Annotated in this window: 19 protein-coding genes; 14 read left to right on the top strand and 5 right to left on the bottom strand. The window is 66.8% G+C overall.

Annotated elements, in window-relative coordinates:
- Positions 1–215: 215 nt before the first annotated feature.
- The 4 genes from AC27VL_RS11360 (at position 216) to AC27VL_RS11345 (ending at position 5,989) form a co-directional block, all read left to right on the top strand.
- Positions 216–1,352 carry an OprO/OprP family phosphate-selective porin gene (locus AC27VL_RS11360; protein ID WP_488766572.1) on the top strand — a complete coding sequence of 379 codons (1,137 nt, stop codon included), beginning with the start codon at positions 216–218 and terminating at the stop codon, positions 1,350–1,352.
- 78 nt (positions 1,353–1,430) lie between these two features.
- Positions 1,431–2,759 carry a CitMHS family transporter gene (locus tag AC27VL_RS11355; RefSeq protein WP_488766570.1) on the top strand — a complete coding sequence of 443 codons (1,329 nt, stop codon included), beginning with the start codon at positions 1,431–1,433 and terminating at the stop codon, positions 2,757–2,759.
- A 24-nt stretch (positions 2,760–2,783) separates the two neighbouring features.
- Positions 2,784–3,524, top strand: coding sequence for an acetoacetyl-CoA reductase (phbB, locus tag AC27VL_RS11350; RefSeq protein ID WP_025874115.1), 741 nt, complete (start codon positions 2,784–2,786; stop codon positions 3,522–3,524).
- Positions 3,525–3,700: 176 nt separating this feature from the next.
- Positions 3,701–5,989, top strand: coding sequence for a TonB-dependent receptor (locus AC27VL_RS11345; RefSeq protein WP_089238098.1), 2,289 nt, complete (start codon positions 3,701–3,703; stop codon positions 5,987–5,989).
- A gap of 438 nt (positions 5,990–6,427) precedes the next feature.
- On the opposite strand, the gene AC27VL_RS11340 is transcribed toward AC27VL_RS11345, so the two are convergent.
- A complete protein-coding gene (locus tag AC27VL_RS11340; RefSeq protein WP_346579757.1) occupies positions 6,428–7,681 on the bottom strand; it encodes a flavohemoglobin expression-modulating QEGLA motif protein in 1,254 nt (417 codons plus the stop codon).
- A 185-nt stretch (positions 7,682–7,866) separates the two neighbouring features.
- Complete coding sequence (gene rsgA, locus AC27VL_RS11335; protein WP_191078512.1) at positions 7,867–8,976, bottom strand: ribosome small subunit-dependent GTPase A; 1,110 nt, start codon at positions 8,974–8,976, stop codon at positions 7,867–7,869.
- 112 nt (positions 8,977–9,088) lie between these two features.
- Here rsgA and AC27VL_RS11330 point away from each other — a divergent pair, with 112 nt between their 5' ends.
- Genes AC27VL_RS11330 through AC27VL_RS11320 form a run of 3 tightly spaced genes read left to right on the top strand, consistent with a single transcriptional unit; the run spans position 9,089 to position 11,720 of the window.
- The gene (locus AC27VL_RS11330) at positions 9,089–10,363 is read left to right on the top strand and encodes a pyridoxal phosphate-dependent aminotransferase (protein WP_100553518.1); all 1,275 of its coding nucleotides are present in this window, start codon (positions 9,089–9,091) and stop codon (positions 10,361–10,363) included.
- A 3-nt stretch (positions 10,364–10,366) separates the two neighbouring features.
- Positions 10,367–10,984, top strand: a complete 618-nt coding sequence (locus AC27VL_RS11325; RefSeq protein WP_100553519.1) for an SGNH/GDSL hydrolase family protein — start codon at positions 10,367–10,369, stop codon at positions 10,982–10,984.
- Positions 10,985–10,988: 4 nt separating this feature from the next.
- Complete coding sequence (locus AC27VL_RS11320) at positions 10,989–11,720, top strand: class I SAM-dependent methyltransferase (protein WP_100553520.1); 732 nt, start codon at positions 10,989–10,991, stop codon at positions 11,718–11,720.
- 265 nt (positions 11,721–11,985) lie between these two features.
- On the opposite strand, the gene AC27VL_RS11315 is transcribed toward AC27VL_RS11320, so the two are convergent.
- Positions 11,986–12,765: a polysaccharide deacetylase family protein gene (locus tag AC27VL_RS11315; RefSeq protein WP_488766454.1), complete on the bottom strand. Its 780-nt coding sequence runs from the start codon at positions 12,763–12,765 to the stop codon at positions 11,986–11,988.
- A gap of 60 nt (positions 12,766–12,825) precedes the next feature.
- On the opposite strand from AC27VL_RS11315, the gene grxD reads away from it, so the two are divergent.
- On the top strand, positions 12,826–13,752 hold the full coding sequence (grxD, locus tag AC27VL_RS11310; protein WP_089238100.1) for a Grx4 family monothiol glutaredoxin: 927 nt from the start codon (positions 12,826–12,828) through the stop codon (positions 13,750–13,752).
- A gap of 120 nt (positions 13,753–13,872) precedes the next feature.
- Here the strand turns inward: grxD and AC27VL_RS11305 are convergent, their stop codons facing one another.
- Together AC27VL_RS11305 and AC27VL_RS11300 are read right to left on the bottom strand one after the other, a co-directional pair.
- On the bottom strand, positions 13,873–14,412 hold the full coding sequence (locus AC27VL_RS11305; RefSeq protein ID WP_089236798.1) for a DUF924 family protein: 540 nt from the start codon (positions 14,410–14,412) through the stop codon (positions 13,873–13,875).
- Positions 14,413–14,454: 42 nt separating this feature from the next.
- The gene (locus AC27VL_RS11300; protein ID WP_025874105.1) at positions 14,455–15,231 is read right to left on the bottom strand and encodes an AMP nucleosidase; all 777 of its coding nucleotides are present in this window, start codon (positions 15,229–15,231) and stop codon (positions 14,455–14,457) included.
- Between the two features lie 153 nt (positions 15,232–15,384).
- Here AC27VL_RS11300 and AC27VL_RS11295 point away from each other — a divergent pair, with 153 nt between their 5' ends.
- From AC27VL_RS11295 to AC27VL_RS11270, 6 genes are all read left to right on the top strand, one after another.
- Positions 15,385–16,794: an amidohydrolase gene (locus tag AC27VL_RS11295; RefSeq protein WP_100553522.1), complete on the top strand. Its 1,410-nt coding sequence runs from the start codon at positions 15,385–15,387 to the stop codon at positions 16,792–16,794.
- Between the two features lie 17 nt (positions 16,795–16,811).
- Positions 16,812–18,062, top strand: a complete 1,251-nt coding sequence (locus tag AC27VL_RS11290) for an amidohydrolase family protein (protein WP_425507173.1) — start codon at positions 16,812–16,814, stop codon at positions 18,060–18,062.
- 19 nt (positions 18,063–18,081) lie between these two features.
- The gene (locus tag AC27VL_RS11285) at positions 18,082–18,714 is read left to right on the top strand and encodes a 2-hydroxychromene-2-carboxylate isomerase (RefSeq protein ID WP_100553524.1); all 633 of its coding nucleotides are present in this window, start codon (positions 18,082–18,084) and stop codon (positions 18,712–18,714) included.
- A 95-nt stretch (positions 18,715–18,809) separates the two neighbouring features.
- Entirely contained in the window at positions 18,810–19,751 is a 942-nt protein-coding gene (locus AC27VL_RS11280; protein ID WP_049464775.1) for a DegV family protein, read from the top strand.
- Between the two features lie 78 nt (positions 19,752–19,829).
- Positions 19,830–20,168 carry a hypothetical protein gene (locus AC27VL_RS11275; protein WP_100553525.1) on the top strand — a complete coding sequence of 113 codons (339 nt, stop codon included), beginning with the start codon at positions 19,830–19,832 and terminating at the stop codon, positions 20,166–20,168.
- Positions 20,169–20,322: 154 nt separating this feature from the next.
- Positions 20,323–20,721, top strand: a complete 399-nt coding sequence (locus tag AC27VL_RS11270; RefSeq protein WP_488766451.1) for a hypothetical protein — start codon at positions 20,323–20,325, stop codon at positions 20,719–20,721.
- Positions 20,722–20,759: the final 38 nt, after the last annotated feature.

Raw genomic sequence — 20,759 nt, 5'->3', positions numbered from 1 at the left:
ATGGACCGGCGCTACCGGGGTACACCGCATGGGTAGCGCCGGGCCATGCCCGACGGTCTTTTACGCTGCACCGCACAAACCGCTGACAGGACGATGACAGCTTGCGCGACACAGACTGCGGCCGCGCACCGTCCGGTGCCCACGATTGCCGCGCGCCTGGCGTGCACCTGGGAGGGTTTGTGGAATTGAGCATTGCCTGGCGGCGTCCTGCCGCCATGATGGCCCTGGCTGCGCTGGCCGCGCCGGCCTTCGCAGAGGGCGAGCGTCCGGTGACCGCCACGGTCGGCGGCCGCCTGCACCTGGACTTCGCCACCTTCGACAACGACAACCGGGGTACGCCGAACAAGGACGACACCGAGATCCGCCGTGCCTGGGTTGACGTTTCCGGCAAGTTCTTCGTGGTCGACTACAAGCTGGAAGCCGATTTCTCCGGCGACCGCGTCGAGGCCAAAGACGTCTACCTGAGCCGCAGCTTCGGCGATGCCGGCCGGCTCACCGTGGGCCAGTTCAAGCAGTATTTCTCGCTGGATGACCGCACCGGTTCCAACTACGGCAGCTTCCTGGAGCGCGGCAACGCCGGCACCACGCTGGCGCCGCTGTACCGGCTGGGCGCGTCCTGGCAGGCCAATCCGGGCGATTTCACCTGGGCAGCCAGCGTGTACAGCCTGGAAAGCATCGATGCCTGGCAGGTCAAGGGCCGCGCCGCCGGCGGCCGCGTCACCTGGGCACCGGCCCCCAGCGACGGCAACGTGCTGCACCTGGGCCTGTCGCTGGCCCGCGAGGCCTACGACAACCCGGGTGGCAACGGCACGCCGGGCCTGAAGATCCGCCCGCGTCCGGCCGGCCATCTGTCCGACGAGAGCCGCCTGACCCTGGTGGACTTCTCCGCCGGCCGCGATACCGACGTCAACAAGTGGTCGCTGGAATACGCGCAGGTGCGCGGCCCGCTGTCATGGCAGGGCGAGTTCAGCGGCGCCACCTTCGATGATGGTGCCCAGCGCGGTGACGTGATGGCCGCCTACGGCATGCTCAGCTGGTTCGTCACCGGTGAGAGCCGCGCCTACGACCGCAAGACCGGCCGCTTCGCCCGGGTCAAGAACATCCGTCACAAGGCCGGTGCCTTCGAAGTGGCCCTGCGCTACGACCAGATGTGGGGCGCACAGCACCTCGATGGCCAACCCGACCTGCGCCGTGGCAGTACCGAAGGCTGGACGCTGGGCGGCAACTGGTACCTGCGCGACAACCTGCGCTTCATGCTCAACGTGATCGAAAGCCGCAACCGCGATCGCCTGGCCGGCACCACGGTGGACCGCACGCGCGCGGTCACCGGGCGCCTGCAGTTCGACTTCTAAACGCGTTTCCCCCGGGCGCGCACGCTCCCGGGCCCCTTCCACGTCCCACGTCCTGTTTCCTCTAGGAGTCCGCAGATGATGCTGAGCATCCTCGGCTTTGGCATGGTCATTACGTTCATGTACTTGATCATGAGCAAACGACTGTCGCCACTCGTTGCCCTGATCACCATTCCCATCGTCTTCGCCCTGATCGGTGGCTTCGCTGCCGGCATCGACGAAATGATGCTGGAAGGCATCAAGAAGATCGCGCCGACCGGCGTGATGCTGATGTTCGCCATCCTCTACTTTGGCGTGATGATCGATGCGGGCCTGTTCGATCCGCTGGTGCGGATCATCCTGCGTTTCGTCAAGGGCGACCCGATGAAGATCGTGCTTGGCACCGCCGTGCTGGCGATGCTGATCTCGCTCGACGGCGATGGTTCGACCACCTACATGATCACCGTCTCGGCGATGCTGCCGCTGTACCAGCGGTTGGGCATGAACGCGCTGAACATGACCTGCGTGACCATCCTCGCCGGTGGTGTGATGAACCTGACGCCGTGGGGCGGCCCGACCGCGCGTGCGGCCACCGCACTGCACGTGGACCCGGCCGATGTGTTCGTGCCGCTGATTCCGTCGATGGTGATCGCCTGCGCCGGCGTGCTGCTGCTGGCCTGGTACCTGGGCCTGAAGGAGCGCCGTCGCCTTGGCGTGATGACCCTGCCCAAGGGTGGCAGCTGGATGGACAACAGCGTGTCCGACGACGGCAATACGCTGCCGACCGTGGAAGATGCCGAAGACACCAAGCGCCCCAGGCTGCTGTGGGTGAACCTGGCGCTGACCGTGGCCCTGATGAGCGCACTCATCATCGGTGTGCTGCCGATGCCGGTGCTGTTCATGATCGGCTTCGCCATCGCGCTGGTGATCAACTATCCGAACCTGGCCGAGCAGCGCCGCCGCGTGGTCAGCCATGCCGGCAGCGTGCTGTCGGTGGTGGCGCTGATCTTCGCCGCGGGCATCTTCACCGGCATCCTCAACAACACCGGCATGGTCGAAGCGATGTCGCACAGCTTCCTGGCGATCATCCCCGACAGCTGGGGCCCCTACCTGGCGGTGATCACCGCTGTAGCGTCGATGCCGTTCACCTTCTTCATGTCCAACGACGCGTTCTACTTCGGCGTGCTGCCGATCCTGTCCGAGGCGGCCGGCAACTACGGCATCACGCCGGTGGAAATGGCCCGTGCTTCGCTGGCCGGGCAACCGGTGCACCTGCTCAGCCCGCTGGTGCCCTCCACCTATCTGCTGGTAGGGCTGGCCAAGGTCGAATTCGCCGACCACCAGAAGTTCACCCTGAAGTGGGCGATCGCCATTTCGTTGTTGCTGATGGTCGGCGGCCTGTTGTTCGGCCTGTACCCCTTCGCTGCCTGATCCCTTACCAAGGAGTCTTCTGCAATGACGCTTCGAATTGCTTACGTCACCAGCGGCATGGGCAGTGTCGGCACTGCCATCTGCCAGAGCCTGGCCCGATCCGGCCATACCGTGGTCGCCGGCTGCGCACCCAACTCGCCGCGCAAGGCCAACTGGCTGCGCGAGCAGCGCGAACAGGGCTTTGATTTCATCGCCTCCGAAGGCAACGCGACCGATTGGGCGTCGACCACGGCGGCCTTCGCCAAGGTGCGTGCCGAAGTCGGCGAGGTGGACGTGCTGGTCAACAACTCCGGCGGCAGCCGCGACCTGCTGTTCCGGCAGATGACGGTGGAGGACTGGAATGCGGTGATCGCCTCCAACCTCAACTCGCTGTTCAACCTGACCAAGCAGGTGGTCGATGGCATGGCCACGCGTGGCTGGGGCCGCATCATCAACATCGGTTCGGTCAGCGCCCACAAGGGCCAGATCGGCCAGGTGAACTACGCCACGGCAAAAGCCGCGATGCACGGTTTCAGCCGTGCGCTGGCCGCTGAAGTCGCCTCGCGCGGGGTCACCGTCAACACACTGTCGCCGGGCTACATCGCCAGCCAGGCGATCAGCAGCTTCCCGCCGGACGTGCTGGACCGGCTGGCCGCGTCGGTGCCGGTACGACGCCTGGGTCGCCCGGAAGAAGTGGCCGGCCTGTGTGCCTGGCTGGCCTCGGATGAGGCCTCCTACGTGACGGGTGCGGACTATCCGGTCAACGGTGGCCTGTACATGGGCTAGCTCTTTCCACGCAGGGCGTGGGTCTACTCCCCTCCCCCGGTAGGTTCACGCCCTGCGCGGCTTCCCCCACGGCGCCATTCGTTGGTTTTTCGTAAACAAGGTTTCATGTTCCGTTCGCATAGTGGCCACGCACCGCGCCCCCGGGCCGGTGACCATCCCCCATGCAATGGACCATCATGCAGACCCGATACCTGACGATCGCCGTGGCGATCGCGCTTTCCGCCGCCAGCGCCCACGCCGCTGAAGCCACCGACGCCACCGCCGATACCGCGCTGAGCGCGCAGACGCTGGATACCGTCTCGGTCATCGGCCAGGGCGAGACCCGCCAGGTGCAGCGCATCACCACCGTCGACAAGCAGGTGCTGCCGCCGGGTACCAGTGGCCAGAAGATCCTCGACCGCCTGCCCGGCGTGTCGGTGCAGTCCAACGATGCATTCGGTGCGAATGAAGAATCGCAGACCATCAGCCTGCGCGGCTTCGACAAGAGCCGCCTGGGCTACACGCTGGACGGCATTCCGCTGGGTGACAACAGCTACGGCAACTACAACGGCCTGAGCATCGCCCGTGCACTGATCGCCGAGAACCTGGCCGGCGCCGAGCTGTCGCAGGGTATCGGCTCGCTGGGCGTGGCCTCGACCAGCAACCTGGGTGGCACCATCCAGTACTTCTCGATGGATCCGTCCACCGAGTTCGGCGGCCGCGCCAGCATCACCGCGGGTGATGACAACCAGCGCCGCGGCTACCTGCGGGTGGACACCGGCGACATCAACGGCTTCTCGGCCTATGTCTCCGGCGTGCACCAGGACCAGGACATGTGGGCCGCACCGTACCAGAACCAGACCACCCGCCAGTTCAATGCCAAGGCGGTGTGGAACGTGGGCGACAACCGCTTCGGCGCCTTCGTCGCCACCTCGCGCGCCAGCCAGGCCAACTATGCCTACCTGTCCAAGGACATGCTGGCGCGCGGCCTGGGTTACGACTGGAACATCTATGCACCGGACTGGGATCGCGCCGTCGCGGCTGCGTACTGTGCACCGGGCACCTACAACAAGGCGCGCTGCGCGTTCAGCGGCGGCGTCAACAGCATCGACGATGCGTACTACCAGAGCCGTGCGCTGCGCGACGACAACCTGTACTCGATCGACGCCGACATCCGCCTGGGTGAGCAGGGCCGCCTGAAGCTGCTGGGCTACCACCATGAGAACCGTGGCCAGGGCCACTGGTGGGCACCGGGCCAGCCGTCCTACCCGGGCACCGACAAGATGCTGCCGATCTCGATCCGCAGCACCAACTACACCATCAACCGCGACGGCGTGACCGCCGCGCTGTCGTGGACGGTGGGCATCCATGAGCTGGAAGCCGGTGTGTGGTACGAACAGAACGACCATAACGTCTCGCGCAATTTCTACTACATCAGCGGCCCGTTCCTGGACGACCTGTACCTGCAGAACCCGGACCGCCGCCTGTTCAACCAGGACTTCGACATCCGTACCCGCCAGTTCTACGTGCAGGACCGGATGCGCTTCCTCGACCAGCGCCTGACCGTGGACGTGGGCATCAAGAGCCCCAACACGCGCATGACCGCCAAGGCCCAGCCGGGCGTGGAAACCAGCATCGCCTCGGGCACGCTGACCGCGAAGGAATCGGTGCTGCCGCAGCTGGGCGTGGGCTTCAAGCTCAACGCCAACAATGAGGTGTTCGCCTCGTATGCCGAGAACATCGCTGCCTTCGTCGGCGGCGGCAGCGGTGGCCCGCTGCAGGTGTCGCCGGAATCGTTCGCGGCCAGCGCCGGCCTGGAGCCGGAGAAGTCCAAGAGCCTGGAAGCGGGTTTCCGTACCTTCGGCGAGAAGTACCAGGCCTCGATCGCCGCCTACAACGTGAAGTTCGACAACCGCCTGCTGTCGTTGAACCCGTGCTCGAGCATCGAAGTCGGCACGCGTCCGGAGTGCGTGACGCGCTTCATCAACGTCGGTTCGGTGAAGAGCCACGGTGCCGAGCTGACCTTCATCCTCAAGCCGGTCGATGGCCTGCAGTGGTACAACGCGTTGTCCTGGAACAAGACCACCTACGAGGATGACTACACCTCGGGCGGTGCAATCGTGCCGGTGGCCGGCAAGATCACCGTGGATACGCCGCAGCGCATGGCCTCCAGTGAGATCAGCTGGAACCGCGACGGCTTCTTCGCCAGCCTGCGCGCCAAGTACACCGGCAAGCGCTACTACACCTACACCAACGACCAGTCGGTACCGGGCGTGACCACTTTCGATGCGGGTGCCGGTTACGACTTCGGCCCGGGCATGGGCCTGCGCAACGTGCGGGTGTCGTTGAACGCGACCAACCTGACCAACAAGCGCTATGCGGGCCAGCTGAGTTCGTTCGCACCGACCGATCCGAAGGGCACGCGGTATGCGATCCATGCGAGTGCACCGCGGCAGGTGTTCATGACGGTGGCGGCGGAGTTCTAAATCAAAAGCGGGCGCTGCGGCGCGGGGATGCCGCAGCGGGGCGAGGTGGGACGGGCCGAGGCAGGACACGCCGCAAGTACGTCCCTGTAGGCTCGGTCGGCGCATCCATGCGCCTCACGGTCCTGCCTCGGCCCGTCCCACCTCGCTCGACAGTTTCCCGCGCCGGCGCGGAGGCAATGGAAAGCAAGAGCAAAAGCAAAGAGCCGGGCAGTGCCCGGCTCTTTGCTTTTCAAGCTTTTCAAACGCAATCCCTCTGGTGGACCTGCTACCGCGCCCGCAGGAACCTGTCTGGAGGAGGCGGGGCACCCTGGTCAGGACCGTTGGCGCCATGGATGGCGCCATCGAGCACCATGGAGGGGCTTTTGCGTGTCCTGACCAGGGTGCCCCGCCTCCTCCCAGCCAATAGCAGACAGGCGCAGGAGGATCCGCCAACGCATTTCATTCCGGTGCCAGCTGGTCCATCCGGATGCGGTTGGCGAACAGCGAGAACGCCAGCATGCCGGCCAGGCCGTTCGCCCGGCTCATCCAATGCGGCAGCCAACGCGGTGGCTTCAGCACGCCCGATTCGAACAGCGGCGCGAACGCGATCGCATCGGTCAGGCTCATCTTGCCGGCAAACAACCAACGGCAGACCTGCAGGCGATCCTCGGCCAGCATGTGGCGGAAGAAGGTATGCACCGACACCAGCCCGCGCAGGTACACCGTGTCCTTGGTGAAGGCCAGGCCACCACTCGGCGGCACACCGCGGAATACCCGCTGCGCCGAGGCGAAGCTCTCTTCCGGGTTCTGTCCGGCATCGCAGAAGTAGCGGAATACCTCGATGAAGTCCGCACCCTCGCGCGCCATCGCAATCGCCTCGGTACGCAAGCTGATGCGCTTCAGTCGCTCGATGTCGATGCTGCCGGTGATCTGCTCGGCGAATGTCGCCAATCCTTCCTGGGTGGCCGTCACCCGTGGCGAGGACAGCGCCAGGCTTGGCAGCACCGGCTGCGCGCGACCGTTCAACGCTGTCAGCGAATGTACCAGCGCTTCGTGGTGGAACAACTGCGCGCGGTCGTAGGCGCTGAAACGCGCGCTGGTGCGCAGACGGATGCGGGTCGGTCCGGCCGCCGCCTTGGAGACCAGATCCGGATCCAGCTGCACCTGGATGATGCGTGATTCAAAGAACGCATCGAGGTCATTCTGCAGCTGCAGCTGCAACGCGATCGCCGAAACCGGCACCTGCTCTTCCGGCGCCAGCAGTTCGTGATCCAGTTCGGCAGCAATCTGGATGAAGTGGCGCGCTGCATCGCGCGTGCTCGGTCCGTTGCCGGGCAACGGTTGCTCGGGTGACCCGAACAACTGCACCGAACAGGCATCCACGGCCGCGGTACCGAGGCCTTCCAGCAGCTGTGCAGCCAGATCCCAGCTCTGCGCGGACTGCCGCACGTAATGGCCCAGCGGATGGCTTTCATCGCATTCGGCAGCGAGGGCGGCCAGTGCACGACGCTCCTCGCTGAAATCCAGCTTCGGGTAGTCGACCACCGGCAGCGTCGGCTGGCCGCGCGCAACGCTGTCCAGGAAGGGTGCCTGCAGGGTTGCCGGCCAGCTGGTCAGGCCCAGCAGGCGGATGCCTCCTACGGCCTCGACCAGGCGCGCATCGAGCGCTGCATGGTGGGCCACGTCACGGTCAAGCGTCGCGGTCGGTTCCATGGGCGGACTATAACGCCCTGCCCTTGCTTTGGTAGGTGCCAACCTTGGTTGGCAGCCGCCGACGGCGGGCTTCGGACGCGTTCGTGCCAACCGAGGTTGGCACCTACCAGAAGCAGGCAGCAGCGGGATCATTGCCGGGGGCAGAGCCCATTGCGGCGCAATGGGATCCGATCCCGCGATCCGGGTCAGCGCCTGCGCGGCTTGCCCGCGGGGCGGAACTGCTGGCCCTTGCCCTTCCTGCCGCCACGCTCCTGCGCGGTCTCAGCCTGGCGCACGGCCAGCTTTGCTGCAGCCGCTGCCACTTCTTCCTTCAACTTGAAGTAGTTCTGCAGCCGGCTCTCTTCAATCTCGCCAGCATCGATCGCCGCACGCACAGCACAGCCGGGTTCCTGCTGATGCATGCAGTCGTTGAAGCGGCACTGCGCGGCCAGCGCTTCGATATCGGCGAAACCACCTTCGGCCAGCGTTTCTTCGCCGGTCGGCTTCAGTTCGCGCATGCCCGGCGTATCGATCAGGCAGGCGCCCATCGGCAGTGGCATCAGTGCGCGGTGGGTGGTGGTATGGCGGCCGCGCGAATCGTTGGCGCGCACCGAGTTGGTCTTCATCCGCTGCTCGCCCAGCAGCGTGTTGGTCAGCGTCGACTTGCCCGCACCGGAAGAACCCACCAGCACCACTGTACGGCCGGGGCCCAGCCACGGCTCCAGTACTGCAACACTGTCTGCATCCAGGCCGTTGATCGCGTGCAGGGCAATGCCCTGCATCTCCAGTTCTTCCAGCACCGCCAGCGCGTCTTCGCTGTACTCGGTCTGGTCGGCCTTGGTCAGCACCACCACCGGTTCGGCACCGCCACCGCCCACCAGCAGCAGGTAGCGTTCAATACGGCGCGGATTGAAGTCCGCATCCAGGCCACAGACGATGAAGACGGTATCGATGTTGGCCGCGATCACCTGCTGGTGGTAATGCTCACCGGCGGCGCCACGCTTGATCGCGGTACGTCGCGGCAACAGGGCGACGATGCGGATGCCGTCCAGCAGCACCCAGTCGCCAACCGCTGGCCGTTCGTGGCTGGGAAAGCGCGGGCGCTGCCACTCCGGCAACGATTCGGCCTTGATCGACGCCTCCGGGCCATCCGCCACCACGTAGTGGGTGCGGTGCTGTTCGATCACCCGCGCCGGGCGGGCCTGCGGGTGTGCAGCCATCACAGCCTGCCAGTCGGCCTGCTGCGGCGGGCCCGGCCAGGGCCAGCCGATGGTCTGCAGGGCGGTGAAATCGGGGGTCTGGGTCATCGCCGCCATTCTACCTGTGCGATGCCGCCCAGCCCAATGTTGGCGGGCCCTGCAGCCCTTGCCATGCGCTGCAGCAATTCCGCTACCATGGAACCCCCATGCCTTCTGCGGCCCACCGCCCATGTCCACTCCCTCGCCCAAACCCCTGGTCATCCGCGAGCGCCTTTCCGAAGTGCGCTACGAAATCCGCGGAGAACTGGCACGGCGAGCCCGGGAGCTGGAAGCGCAGGGCCACAAGCTGATCAAGCTCAACATCGGCAATCCCGGCGCTTTCGGCTTCCGTGCACCGGAACACCTGCAGCGCGCGATCGCCGATGACATGGGCCGCACCGATCCCTACACCCATCAGCAGGGCCTGCCGGTCGCCCGCGAAGCCATCGCCGCCGCCTATGCCCGCCGTGGCGCGCCGGATGCCCACCCGGACCGCGTGTTCGTCGGCAACGGCGTCAGCGAGCTGATCGACCTGTCGCTGCGTGCGCTGCTCAACCCGGGCGACGAAGTGCTGGTGCCCTCGCCGGACTACCCGCTGTGGTCGGCCTCGACCATCCTCAATGATGGCCGCCCGGTGTACTACCGCTGCGCCGCCGAGAATGGCTTCCAGCCGGACCCGAGCGAGATCGAGACGCTGGTGTCCTCGCGTACCCGCGCCATCGTGCTGATCAATCCGAACAACCCCAGCGGCGCCAGCTACCCGCGCGAGCTGCTGGAGCGCGTGGTCGAGATCGCGCGCCGGCACAACCTGCTGCTGCTGGTCGATGAGATCTACGACCAGATCCTGTACGACGACGCGGTGTTCCAGCCGGTCGCACCGCTGGCCGGTGACCATCCCTGCCTGACCTTCAGCGGCCTGAGCAAGGTGCACCGTGCCTGCGGCTGGCGCGTGGGCTGGGCCCACCTCAGCGGCGACGACGCGCGCCTGGGCGACTTCCGCGCCGCGCTGGACCTGCTGGGCGCACTGCGCCTGTGCGCCAACGTGCCGGGCCAGTACGCCATCGACGCGGCAGTGAATGGGCCGGACACCATTTCCGAGCTGTGCGCACCGGGCGGCCGTCTGTATGAAACCCGGCGTGCAGTGATCGAAGCCTGCGAGGCCAGCGAGCATCTGTCGCTGGTCGCGCCCGCCGGAGCGCTGTACGCGTTCCCGGCCGTGGTCGGTGCCGCCGCCAAGGGCTTCGACGACCACAATTTCGCGCTGGACCTGATGAACAACGACGGCGTGCTGGTGGTGCCGGGCTCGAGCTTCAACGTGCCTTACCGCCACCACTTCCGCGTTACCCTGCTGCCAGAGGCGTCGGTGATGCGCGACGTGTTCGCCCGTATCGACCGCGCCCTCGCCCGCCGTGCCGAAGACGCCACCAAGGTGGTGCCGCTGAAGCCCCGCCGGTCGGTGGCTTGAGCGATGGGCTTGTCGTATCTGGCCCTGGGCGATTCCTACACCATCGGTGAAGCGGTCGCGGTCGAAGGCCGCTGGCCGCATCAGCTCGCCGCCGCCCTGCGTGCGCAGGGCATTGATCTGACCGACCCGCAGACGATCGCCACCACGGGTTGGACCACCGACGAGCTCGACGCCGGCATCGACGAAGTGGCGCCGCAAGGCCCGTTCGACTTCGTCAGCCTGTTGATCGGCGTCAACAACCAGTACCGCGGGCGCCCGCTGGGCGAGTACCAGGTGCAGTTCCAAGCCCTGCTGCAACGCGCGATCGGCTTTGCCGGTGGCCGCGCGGACCACGTGCTGGTGCTGTCCTTCCCGGACTGGGGCACCACGCCGTACGGTGCAGGCAGCGGTCGCGACCTGGCCCGCGTCGAACTGGAGACCGACGAGTTCAACGCTGCCGCCGAGGTGATCAGCACCCAGCAGGGCGTTGCCTTCGTCGACATCACCGATATCAGCCGCGACAACGGCGCTGACCCGGCGATGATCGCCGAGGATGGCCTGCACCCGTCCGCACGGATGTATGCGCTGTGGAGCGCGCGTGCGCTGCCGGTGGCCACGCACCTGCTGGGCAGAACGGACTGACACGATGGACGGCACGCCACGGAACGGCACGCCCCTGCCCTGTTCGCCGCTTGATGCCGGACAGGCGCGGCTGATCGCCGAGTCCTTCAGGCCGATGCAGGCCTGGGGCAGCCGCCGCGATTACTACTACACCCGCGGCAAGCTGGGCAGCGACCCGCTGTATGACGGCGTACTGCAGCACCTGCCGGACGACGGCCAGCCGGTGCTCGACCTGGGCTGTGGGCTGGGCCTGTTCGCGCACGTACTGCGCCAGCGTGGCCGCCAGCAGGTCTACCTCGGGATTGACGTGGACAGCGACAAGATCGCGCGTGCGCAGCGCGCCGGCACCGGCCTGGCCGATGCACGTTTCGACTGCCTGGATGTGCAGGCACCCTTGCCGGCGCATGCAGGGCATGTGTTGCTGCTGGATGTGCTGCAGTACCTGGACGAAATGCCGCAACTGGAACTGCTGCGCGCGGTGAGCGCGCGGGTCGCGCCCGGTGGCCGCCTGCTGCTGCGTACGCCGCTGGCGACCGGCGACCGCCGCGACCGCACCACGCGGGTGGCTGATCGGCTGGCGTGGCTGGTCGGCTGGATGGGCACGCGACCGCGTCACTACCCGGATCCGCAGCGGCTGCAGGCCACGCTGGCCGAGGCGGGGCTGCAGGTGGGCGAACTGCGGCCGTTGCACGGGCGAACGCCGTTCAACAGCTGGCTGTTGGTGGCTGAGCGCGCGGGAGCTGCGGCCAACGGCTGAGCCCCTCGTGGTGGGCGGCCAGAGTGATCGTGAGATGGCCGGGTGGGTGGACTGCACAGGGGGCGCTGCAAGTACGTCCATGTAAGCTCGGTCGCCGCATCCATGCGGCTCACGCCCCTGTGCAGCCCACCCACCCGGCCACGGACGGTTTACGGGTGCGTCCACCACGGAAGACAAGGGAGAAAAGCGAAGAGCAAACGCGGGTCGCTTCGCTCTTGCCGCGCTGCGCGCTCGCCGGGCGTGGCCCGGCGCTACCGCAAACGTGTCAGCCGGCCGGCAGTTCGGCCTTCAGGCCGCGCTCGTCCAGCGCCTGCAGCACGCGTTCGATGATGGCCAGGTTGTGGCCGTGGGCGGCACCTTCATGCAACAGCACGATCGCGCCCGGGCGCAGGTCGGGCAGCAGACGCGCCAGCACGCCGTCCGGTGTGCAGCCGACGCCGTCGTAGCCGCGGGCGCTCCAGCCCACGCGCACCAGGCCCAGCTTGCGCAGTACCGGTGCCACGAACGGGTTGGTCATGCCCACCACCGAGCGGTACCAGCGTACCGGTCGCCCGCTGACCGCCTGCAGCGCCTGCTGGCAACCCTCGATCTCCGCCGCCATCGTGCCCGGACCCAGCCGCCAGAAGCGCGCCTGCGGATGGCTGTGGCTGTGGTTGCCGAGGTCGTGTCCGCGACGCAGGATCTCCTCCACCAGGGCCGGATGCGCCAATGCGCGCTCGCCGACCAGGAAGAAGGTCGCCCTTGCCTGGTGTCGGTCCAGCAGATCCAGCACCGCGGGGGTCTGTTCACTGGGGCCGTCGTCGATGGTCAGCCAGACGCTGTTGCCGGCATCGGGCAACCGGCTCAGCACCGGCGCGTAGAAGCGGCTGTTGGGCAGGAATACCGGCACCATGAACAACGCGTGGCTTGCCACCATCAGCGCAAGGCCCCAGTGCCAGCCGGCCAGCACCCAGGTCAGGATCACAGCCAGCTGCGACAGCCCCAGCCAGGGTACCCAGCGCCAGGGCCGGGTCGGGATGCGATGCAATGTTCCTGCGCTGGTCATTCCCCATGATGCCATGGGGGGTAGAATTGATGATTCGAATTTTTCGGACCCATGACTGCCATGTCCCTCGATCCCGCCCTGCGTTCGCGCATCGAAACCATCCTCAACGACGACCGCGTCGTGCTGTTCATGAAGGGCCAGCCTTCGATGCCGCAGTGCGGTTTCTCGGCCAAGGCCGTGGGTGCCCTGCAGGACCTGGGCGTGGAGTTCGCCCACGTCAACGTGCTGGCCGACGCGGAGATCCGCGAAGGCATCAAGGCCTATGGCGACTGGCCGACCATCCCGCAGCTGTACATCGACGGCGAACTGGTCGGCGGCAGCGACATCGTGCTGCAGATGGCCGCCAGCGGTGAGCTGAGCAGCGTGCTGGGCCTGGCTGCACCGGACCGCACCCCGCCGCGCATCACCGTCACCCCGGCTGCGGTGGAAATGCTGAAGGGCGCGCTGGCCGATTCGCCGGGTGCGTCGCTGCAGCTGGGCATCGATGCCCGCTTCCAGCCGAACTTCCAGCTGGCCCCGTACGACGAAGGCGCGATCGCCGCCGAGTCCAACGGCCTGCGCGTGCAGTTCGACCTGGCCAGCGCCCGTCGCGCCGACGGCATCACCATCGACTGGGTCGACGACATCCGTGGCAAGGGCCTGGCGATCGACAACCCGAACGCACCCAAGCCGGTGCAGGAAATCAGCGTGCGCGATGCCGACGACCTGGTGCGTGCCGGCAACGTGATGCTGGTGGACGTGCGCCCGGCCGAAGAACGTGCCATCGCCGCTGTCGGCGTGCCGTTCAAGAGCTTCGATGGCAACGGCCGCGCCGAGCTGGAAGCCCTGCCGAAGGACACCGCCCTGGCCTTCCTGTGCCACCACGGTGGCCGCAGCGCGCAGGCAGCAGAGCAGTTCCGTGCGCTGGGCTTCAGCAAGGTGTTCAACGTCACCGGCGGCATCGACGCCTGGTCGGACGAAGTGGACAACGGTGTGCCGAAGTACTGATCGGCTGCAGTTGAAACCCACAAAAACGCCGGCGAAAGCCGGCGTTTTTATTGAAGAGGGGACGGAGGGGATTAAGTCGTTTGTGGCACAAACGACTTAATCCCCTCCGTCCCCTTTTTCCTACCCGGCAAACCCGCCTTCGGCCAGGTAGTCCAGTTCTTCCGGCGACGGCATGCGGCCGAGCACCGCATTGCGATGCGGGAACCGGCCGAAGCGGCGGATGATGTCGCGGTGCAGTTCGGCGTATTGCAGGTATTCCTTGTCGCCCAGCACGTCGAACATCGCCACCGAGCGGTCCTGATCCAGCGGATCTTCGGAGTGCTCGAACGGCAGATAGATGAAGGCGCGCAGCTTGGGAACCAGCTGCAGGTCCAGCCCCTCTTCGATCGCGCGCATGGCGTAGTGCCGTGCCAGGCCATCGGTGGCATAGGAATGGGCCGTGCCGCGGAAGCAGTTGCGCGGGAACTGGTCCAGCAGCAGCATCAGCGCCAGCGCACCCTCGGCGCTGCCCAGCCAGTGCTCGCGCGCGCGCGATGCGGCGGCATGGTGTTCGTCCGCGAACAGCGTACGGAACCGTGCGTCGAACGCATCATCGCGGGCGAACCACTTTTCAGGGCCCGCGTCTTTCCAGAATTCCACCACTTGCGCGGCAACGTCCATCACCTACTCCCAGGGCCGGCGCACCGCGCCAGGCCATCATCATCATTCGTCGAAGCGCAGATGGCGGACCGACTTGCCGTTGCGCCGGATAAGCTTAAGCGCCTCGATGCCGATCTGGATATGGTTTTCCACGAACTGCGAGCTGACCTTGGCGTCGGAAGCCTCGGTTTTCACCCCGTCCGGGATCATCGGCTGGTCTGAAACCAGCAGCAGGGCGCCACTGGGAATGTGGTTGGCGAAGCCGGCGGCGAAGATCGTCGCGGTTTCCATGTCGATGGCCATGCAGCGCATCGCCCGCAACCGCTCCTTGAAGGCCTCGTCGTGCTCCCAGACCCGGCGGTTGGTGGTGTAGACGGTGCCGGTCCAGTAATCGTGGCCAAGGTCGCGGATCATGGTGGAGACCGCACGCTGCAGGGCAAAGGCGGGCAAGGCCGGCACTTCCGGCGGCAGGTAATCGCCCGAGGTGCCTTCGCCGCGGATGGCCGCGATCGGCAGCACCAGGTCGCCCAACTCGTTCTTGCGCTTCAGCCCCCCGCACTTGCCCAGGAACAGCACGGCCTTGGGCATCACCGCCGACAGCAGATCCATGATGATCGCGGCATTGGGGCTGCCCATGCCGAAGTTGATCATGGTGATGCCGTCGATGGTGGCACTGGCCATGGGCCGGTCCAGGCCGATCACCGGCGCACCGGTCAGCGCGGAGAACGTATGCAGGTAGCCCCCGAAGTTGGTCAGCAGGATGTGCTGGCCGAACTGGTCCAGGGGCACGCCGGTATAGCGCGGCAGCCAGTTGTCGACGATGTCCTGCTTGCTCTTCATGGGCGGTCCGGTGCGGCGTGGGGAGCACCATTTTCCGGGAGGCGGACGTTGCCGTCGAGATGGCAGATGACGCCCCGTGAAAAAGGACACTTGGCAAGCAGGCCGGTCCCCGGCTAGCGTCGGTGGGTTGAACACGCTGCCAAGGGGATCTGCATGACATCGACGTTGTTGCGCGCCGGGTTGGGTCTGGCGCTGGTATCGCTGAGCACGGCGCCGGCCGTGGGCGCTTCGCGCTTCGTAGCCGATCCCTACCCGAGCACCTACCAGGCGCATCCCGATGGGCCGTTGCTGATCCAGAACGCCACCGTGCTGACCGGCACCGGCCAGCGCCTGGACAACGCCGATGTGTTGCTGCGCGATGGTCGCATCGTCGCCGTCGGCGATGCGCTGCAGGTCGACGCCAGCGTCACCCGCATCAACGCCGACGGCAAATGGGTGACCCCGGGCCTGATCGACGTGCATTCGCACCTGGGCGTCTATCCCAGCCCCGGCGTAAGCGCGCACAGCGACGGCAACGAGATGACCGCGCCGGTCACCGCCAATGTCTGGGCCGAGCATTCGGTATGGCCGCAGGACCCCGGTTTCCAGGCCGCACTGGCCGGCGGGGTGACCAGCATGCAGGTGCTGCCCGGCTCGGCCAACCTCGTTGGTGGCCGCGGCGTGACGTTGAAGAACGTGCCTGCCACCACCTACCAGGCGATGAAGTTCCCCGGTGCGCCGTGGGGCCTGAAAATGGCCTGCGGCGAGAACCCCAAGCGCGTCTACGGTGGCGGCAAGGGCGTGGCACCTGCAACGCGGATGGGCAACGTGGCCGGTTACCGCGCAGCCTTCATCGACGCGGCCGACTACATCGCCAAGAGCACGCCGAAGCCGGCCAAGCGAAAGGGCTGGTTCGGCAGCGACAAGGGCGACAGCGCCGGTGACGCCGGCGGCAAGCGCGACCTCAAGCTGGACACCCTTGCAGGCGCGATCCAGGGCGATATCCGCGTGCACATCCACTGCTACCGCGCCGATGAAATGGCCACCATGCTCGACCTGTCCAAGGAATTCGGCTTCAAGGTGGCCGCCTTCCATCACGGCGTGGAGGCGTACAAACTGGCCGACCGGCTGGCTGCCGAAGGCGTGTGCGGCGCACTGTGGGCCGACTGGTGGGGCTTCAAGATGGAAGCCTTCGATGGCATCGCCGAGAACATCGCGCTGGTCGACCGGCCGAAAAACAGCTGCGCCATCGTCCACTCCGACTCGCCCGAGGGCATCCAGCGCCTGAACCAGGAAGCGGCCAAGGTGATGGCGGCCGCGCGCCGCGCGCACATGCCGGAGATCGCGCCGGAACGGGCCATCACCTGGATGACCGCCAACGCCGCCAAGGCGCTGGGCATCGAAGCGCAGACCGGCACACTGGAGGCCGGAAAGATGGCCGACGTGGTGATCTGGAACGGCAACCCCTTCAGTTCGTATGCACTGGCCGAACAGGTGTTCGTCGATGGCCGCCGTGTGTACGACCGCAGCACGCCACCGGCGACGCCGCGGTCGGATTTCCAACTTGGGCAGGAGCTGCGCTGATGGGCATGTTCAAGGCAATGGCGAAGCCTGCCGCAACGCTCGGCGCTGCCGTCATGGCGCTGGCCTGCATTGCGCCGCCTGCGCAGGCGCAGGATCTGCTGGTGCGCGGTGCGACCGTCGCTACCGCCAGCGCACGCGGCAACGTGGAGGACGCCGACGTGCTGGTGCAAGGCGGCATCATCCGCGCGGTGGGTCGCGGCCTGTCCGCACCGGCTGGTGTGCCGGTGGTCGAGGCCAAGGGCCGCACGCTGACCCCTGCCCTGTTCGGCGGTATCACCGAGATCGGCATCGAGGAAGTGTCCGGCGAATCGAGCACGGTCGACAGCGCGCTGAAGATCGGTGAGCAGCCGCTGCGTCCGGAGTTCGACGTGACCCTGGCCTACAACCCCGCTTCGGTGCTGATTCCGGTGGCACGCCTGGACGGTATCGGCTTCACGGCACTGGGCGCTGCCACCGGCGGTGGCTTCGTCGCCGGCCAGGGTGGCGTGGTGCGTTTCGATGGCAGTGCCGACCCGATCGGCCCGCGCGCCCTGTTCCTGCGCCTGGGTGCGGCGGCGTCTGAACTGACCGGGCAATCGCGCGCGGCGCAGTGGATGCTGCTGCAGCAGATGGTCGACGAAGCGCGTGGCCAGGTCGCCGCCGACTCGCCGCATGCGCTGCTGACCCCGGCCGGTCGCCGCACGCTGGCCCGCTATCTGTCCGGCCAGGGCCGCATCGTGGTGGAAGTGGACCGCGCGGCCGACATCCGCCAGCTGCTGCGCTGGGCGGCCCGCGAGAAGGTGAAGATCGCCATCGCCGGCGGTGCCGAGGCCTGGCAGCTGGCACCGGAACTGGCAGCGGCCAAGGTGCCGGTGTTCGTCGACGCGCTGGGCAACCTGCCGGCCACCTTCGACCAGATCGGCGCCACCCTGGAAAACGCCGCGCGGTTGCAGCGCGCCGGCGTGCCGGTGGCCTTTGCCCAGCGCGACGATGCCTCGCACAATGCGCGAAAGATGCGCCAGCTTGCGGGCAACGCGGTGGCCAATGGCCTGCCCTGGGCCGACGGCCTGGCCGGGCTGACCCGGGTACCGGCCGAGGTGCTGGGTGTGGCCGACCAGATCGGCAGCATCGAGCCGGGCAAGCGCGCCGACCTGGTGCTGTGGGAAGGGGATCCGCTGGATGTGGCGCACTATGCCGAACAAGTCTGGCTGGGCGGTCGTGCGATGCCGATGCGCTCGCGCCAGACCGAACTGCGCGACCGCTACCTGCAGCGCAACGCGCAGCCCTGATCGTTACAAGGAGCCACCGATGCCCACCCTGCGCTGGTATTTCGACTTCGTCTCGCCCTATTCCTACCTGCACTGGCAGAAGGTGAAGCGGCTGCCGCAGTTCGAGCACATCCAACCGGTACCGATCGCCTTCGGTGCGGTCCTGCACCATCTGGGCAATCTCGGCCCGGCGGAGATCCCGGCCAAGCGCCGTTTCATGTACCGCCAGCTGCTGTGGACCGCGCAGGCCGAGGGCACCCCTCTGCGCTTCCCGCCCGGGCATCCGTTCAACCCGCTGGCGGCGCTGCGCCTGTGCCTGGCCGCGGGCGCCAGCACCGAGGCGGTGGATGTGCTGTTTGACTGGATCTGGCGCGACGGCCACGCGGCCGACAGCGCCCCGGCCCTGCGCGAACCCGCCACCCGGCTGGGTATCAGCGATGTGGAGGCGGCCATTGGCGAGCCGGCAATCAAGGAACAGCTGCGACGCAACACCGACGCGGCAATCGAGGCCGGCGTATTCGGCGTGCCGACCCTGGCCATCGGCGGCGAACTGTTCTGGGGCAACGATAGCCACCCGCTGATGGCGGCAGTGCTGGACGACCCGGGCCTGCTGGATCGGCCGGACTGGCAGCAGGCGGTGGCCCTGCCGATGGCAGTGCAGCGCAGTCGCTGAACAGGCAGTGGCGCATTTCCCTCGCGCGCCCGATCCGGTTTTGAGATAGTTTTCACATTTCCGAACCTACAACCGCCCTGGAGGGGGAGCCGCGGATGCGCATCGGAATCGTCGTCGACTCGGCCTGCGACCTGCCGCAGGACTTCATTGCCGAGCACAACATCGTGCTGTTGCCGATCACCGTACGGATCGGCGAAGCCGTGCTCGCCGATCACCGCGACGAGCAGGCCACGCTGAGCTTCCTGCACGCGCACGTAGCCGAACACGGCGCCGAAGCGGAGACCATCCCCTTCAGCGTCAACCAGATCCGCGACCTGTTCCTGCAGCGGCTGGTGATCGACTACGACCACGTGTTCTGCATGACCATCACCAAGACCCGCAGCCCGATCCACGACAACGCACTGCAGGCCAGCTTCGCCATCCTCAACGACTACAAGCCGGTGCGGCAGGCGGCAGGCTACAACTCGCCGTTCGCGCTGCGCGTTCTGGACACCCAGAACCTGTTCGCCGCACAGGCAGTGACGGCGGTGGAAGCGGTGCGCCTGCGTGCCAGCGACGCCAGCGTGCAGCAGATCCGCGAGCGCTTGGAAGAACTGGCGGGCAACGTGCACGGCTACATGGTCACCCGCGACCTGTACTACATGCGTGCCCGCGCCCGCCACAAGGGCGACCGTAGCGTCGGGCTGCTCAGCGCGGCGCTGGGCAGTGCGCTGGACATCAAGCCGGTGCTGCATGGCTATCGCGGCGAGACCGGGCCGGTGGCGAAGATCAAGGGTTTCGACAATGCCGTGCTGAAGCTGTTCGGCGTGGTCGGCCAGCGCGTACGCGCCGGACTGATGACGCCCACCGTGTGCGTCAGCTACGGCGGCGAGCTGGACGAACTGCGCGCCCTGCCCGGCTACGCGCAGATGAAGGAGGTCTGCGCCGGCCATGGCGTGACCGTGTACGAATCGGTGATGAGCCTGACCGGCATGGTCAACGTCGGCAAGGGCGCGGTCACCGTGGGCTTCGCCGATGGGCCGCATCGGTTTGAATGAAGGCCAACCACGCATTGGAATCTGCACATCGATTCCACCGCGCTTATGCCAGCCTAGCGCCACCTCAAGGAGATCAACATGCCTGCGCAGTACCACATCAGCCTGCCCGAACCGTCCAAGGCCCGCGGCAACGACCCCGACCTGTCTTTCCATTCGCAGGGCGCGGCCGGCTTCGCCGAAGAACTGCAGAACGCGCTGCGCAATGGCAGCCTGTTCGAGCGCTGGCGCGACAAGCAGCCGGACCCGGATGCGGTGGAACCGCAGTGGGGCGTGACCGATCCGGAGGCCACCGTGACCGGTGAGCAGAAGGATCTGCGCATCAACCTGGTGGCCACCACCCGCATCGACAGTGACGTGTTCAAGCAGCGCCTGCGCCTGCTGGCCGGGCACCACTGGGAACTGCGCGACGTGCGTTGAGGCCACCCGCTTTGGTAGGTGCCAACCTTGGTTGGCGCTTTCCAAAAAGATGCCAACCAAGGTTGGCATCTACCGACTCCTCGTTGCCGGCACTACCGAGCACCAGGATCTGCTGCTATGGTGCCGCCGCCAACGGTGACTGCAGGGATTGCACATGGAGCCCAAGCTCAAAGCCCTCATCGAGCAGACCAACCTGTCGGACCTGCTGCCGTCGGCGCCCAAGGAAATGGACCTGCAGCAACCGGTTGCGCCGCCGGAACCCGCAAAGCCGCAGCCCGCCCGTTCCACCAACGATGCACTGCAGGTGTATTTCGGTGGTACCGACATGGTCGGCAAGCTCGCCAACGCGCCCACCAGTGGACGCATAAAGACCTTCGCGATGATCCTGCTGGGCGGGCCGACCATCGTGCTCGGCCTGCTTCTGCTGGGCATGGTCTGGACCGAGCCTGGCAAGTCGGTGTTCGCGCTGGTCTACGGCACAGTCATCGCAGCGGTGTTGATCGGCATCTGGCCTTATCTGCTGTTCCGCAAGCGCGAGAAATCGTCGGACTGACGACCAGGGTAGTGGGGGGGGGGGGGGGGGGGGAACAG

This window comes from Stenotrophomonas sp. 14P6.2.3 (genome assembly GCF_057799055.1).
This window is presented reverse-complemented; position numbering and strand designations above follow the sequence as displayed.

Coding starts and splice junctions, on each gene's coding strand:
- AC27VL_RS11325 (WP_100553519.1), top strand. CDS start 10,367: ATGGGCTTGTCGTATCTGGCCCTGGGCGATTCCTACACCATCGGTGAA.
- rsgA (WP_191078512.1), bottom strand. CDS start 8,976: ATGGCGGCGATGACCCAGACCCCCGATTTCACCGCCCTGCAGACCATC.
- AC27VL_RS11305 (WP_089236798.1), bottom strand. CDS start 14,412: ATGGACGTTGCCGCGCAAGTGGTGGAATTCTGGAAAGACGCGGGCCCT.
- phbB (WP_025874115.1), top strand. CDS start 2,784: ATGACGCTTCGAATTGCTTACGTCACCAGCGGCATGGGCAGTGTCGGC.
- AC27VL_RS11315 (WP_488766454.1), bottom strand. CDS start 12,765: ATGACCAGCGCAGGAACATTGCATCGCATCCCGACCCGGCCCTGGCGC.
- AC27VL_RS11295 (WP_100553522.1), top strand. CDS start 15,385: ATGACATCGACGTTGTTGCGCGCCGGGTTGGGTCTGGCGCTGGTATCG.
- AC27VL_RS11345 (WP_089238098.1), top strand. CDS start 3,701: ATGCAGACCCGATACCTGACGATCGCCGTGGCGATCGCGCTTTCCGCC.
- AC27VL_RS11330 (WP_100553518.1), top strand. CDS start 9,089: ATGTCCACTCCCTCGCCCAAACCCCTGGTCATCCGCGAGCGCCTTTCC.
- AC27VL_RS11270 (WP_488766451.1), top strand. CDS start 20,323: ATGGAGCCCAAGCTCAAAGCCCTCATCGAGCAGACCAACCTGTCGGAC.
- AC27VL_RS11300 (WP_025874105.1), bottom strand. CDS start 15,231: ATGAAGAGCAAGCAGGACATCGTCGACAACTGGCTGCCGCGCTATACC.
- AC27VL_RS11355 (WP_488766570.1), top strand. CDS start 1,431: ATGCTGAGCATCCTCGGCTTTGGCATGGTCATTACGTTCATGTACTTG.
- AC27VL_RS11290 (WP_425507173.1), top strand. CDS start 16,812: ATGGCGAAGCCTGCCGCAACGCTCGGCGCTGCCGTCATGGCGCTGGCC.
- AC27VL_RS11280 (WP_049464775.1), top strand. CDS start 18,810: ATGCGCATCGGAATCGTCGTCGACTCGGCCTGCGACCTGCCGCAGGAC.
- grxD (WP_089238100.1), top strand. CDS start 12,826: ATGTCCCTCGATCCCGCCCTGCGTTCGCGCATCGAAACCATCCTCAAC.
- AC27VL_RS11285 (WP_100553524.1), top strand. CDS start 18,082: ATGCCCACCCTGCGCTGGTATTTCGACTTCGTCTCGCCCTATTCCTAC.
- AC27VL_RS11275 (WP_100553525.1), top strand. CDS start 19,830: ATGCCTGCGCAGTACCACATCAGCCTGCCCGAACCGTCCAAGGCCCGC.
- AC27VL_RS11320 (WP_100553520.1), top strand. CDS start 10,989: ATGGACGGCACGCCACGGAACGGCACGCCCCTGCCCTGTTCGCCGCTT.
- AC27VL_RS11360 (WP_488766572.1), top strand. CDS start 216: ATGATGGCCCTGGCTGCGCTGGCCGCGCCGGCCTTCGCAGAGGGCGAG.
- AC27VL_RS11340 (WP_346579757.1), bottom strand. CDS start 7,681: ATGGAACCGACCGCGACGCTTGACCGTGACGTGGCCCACCATGCAGCG.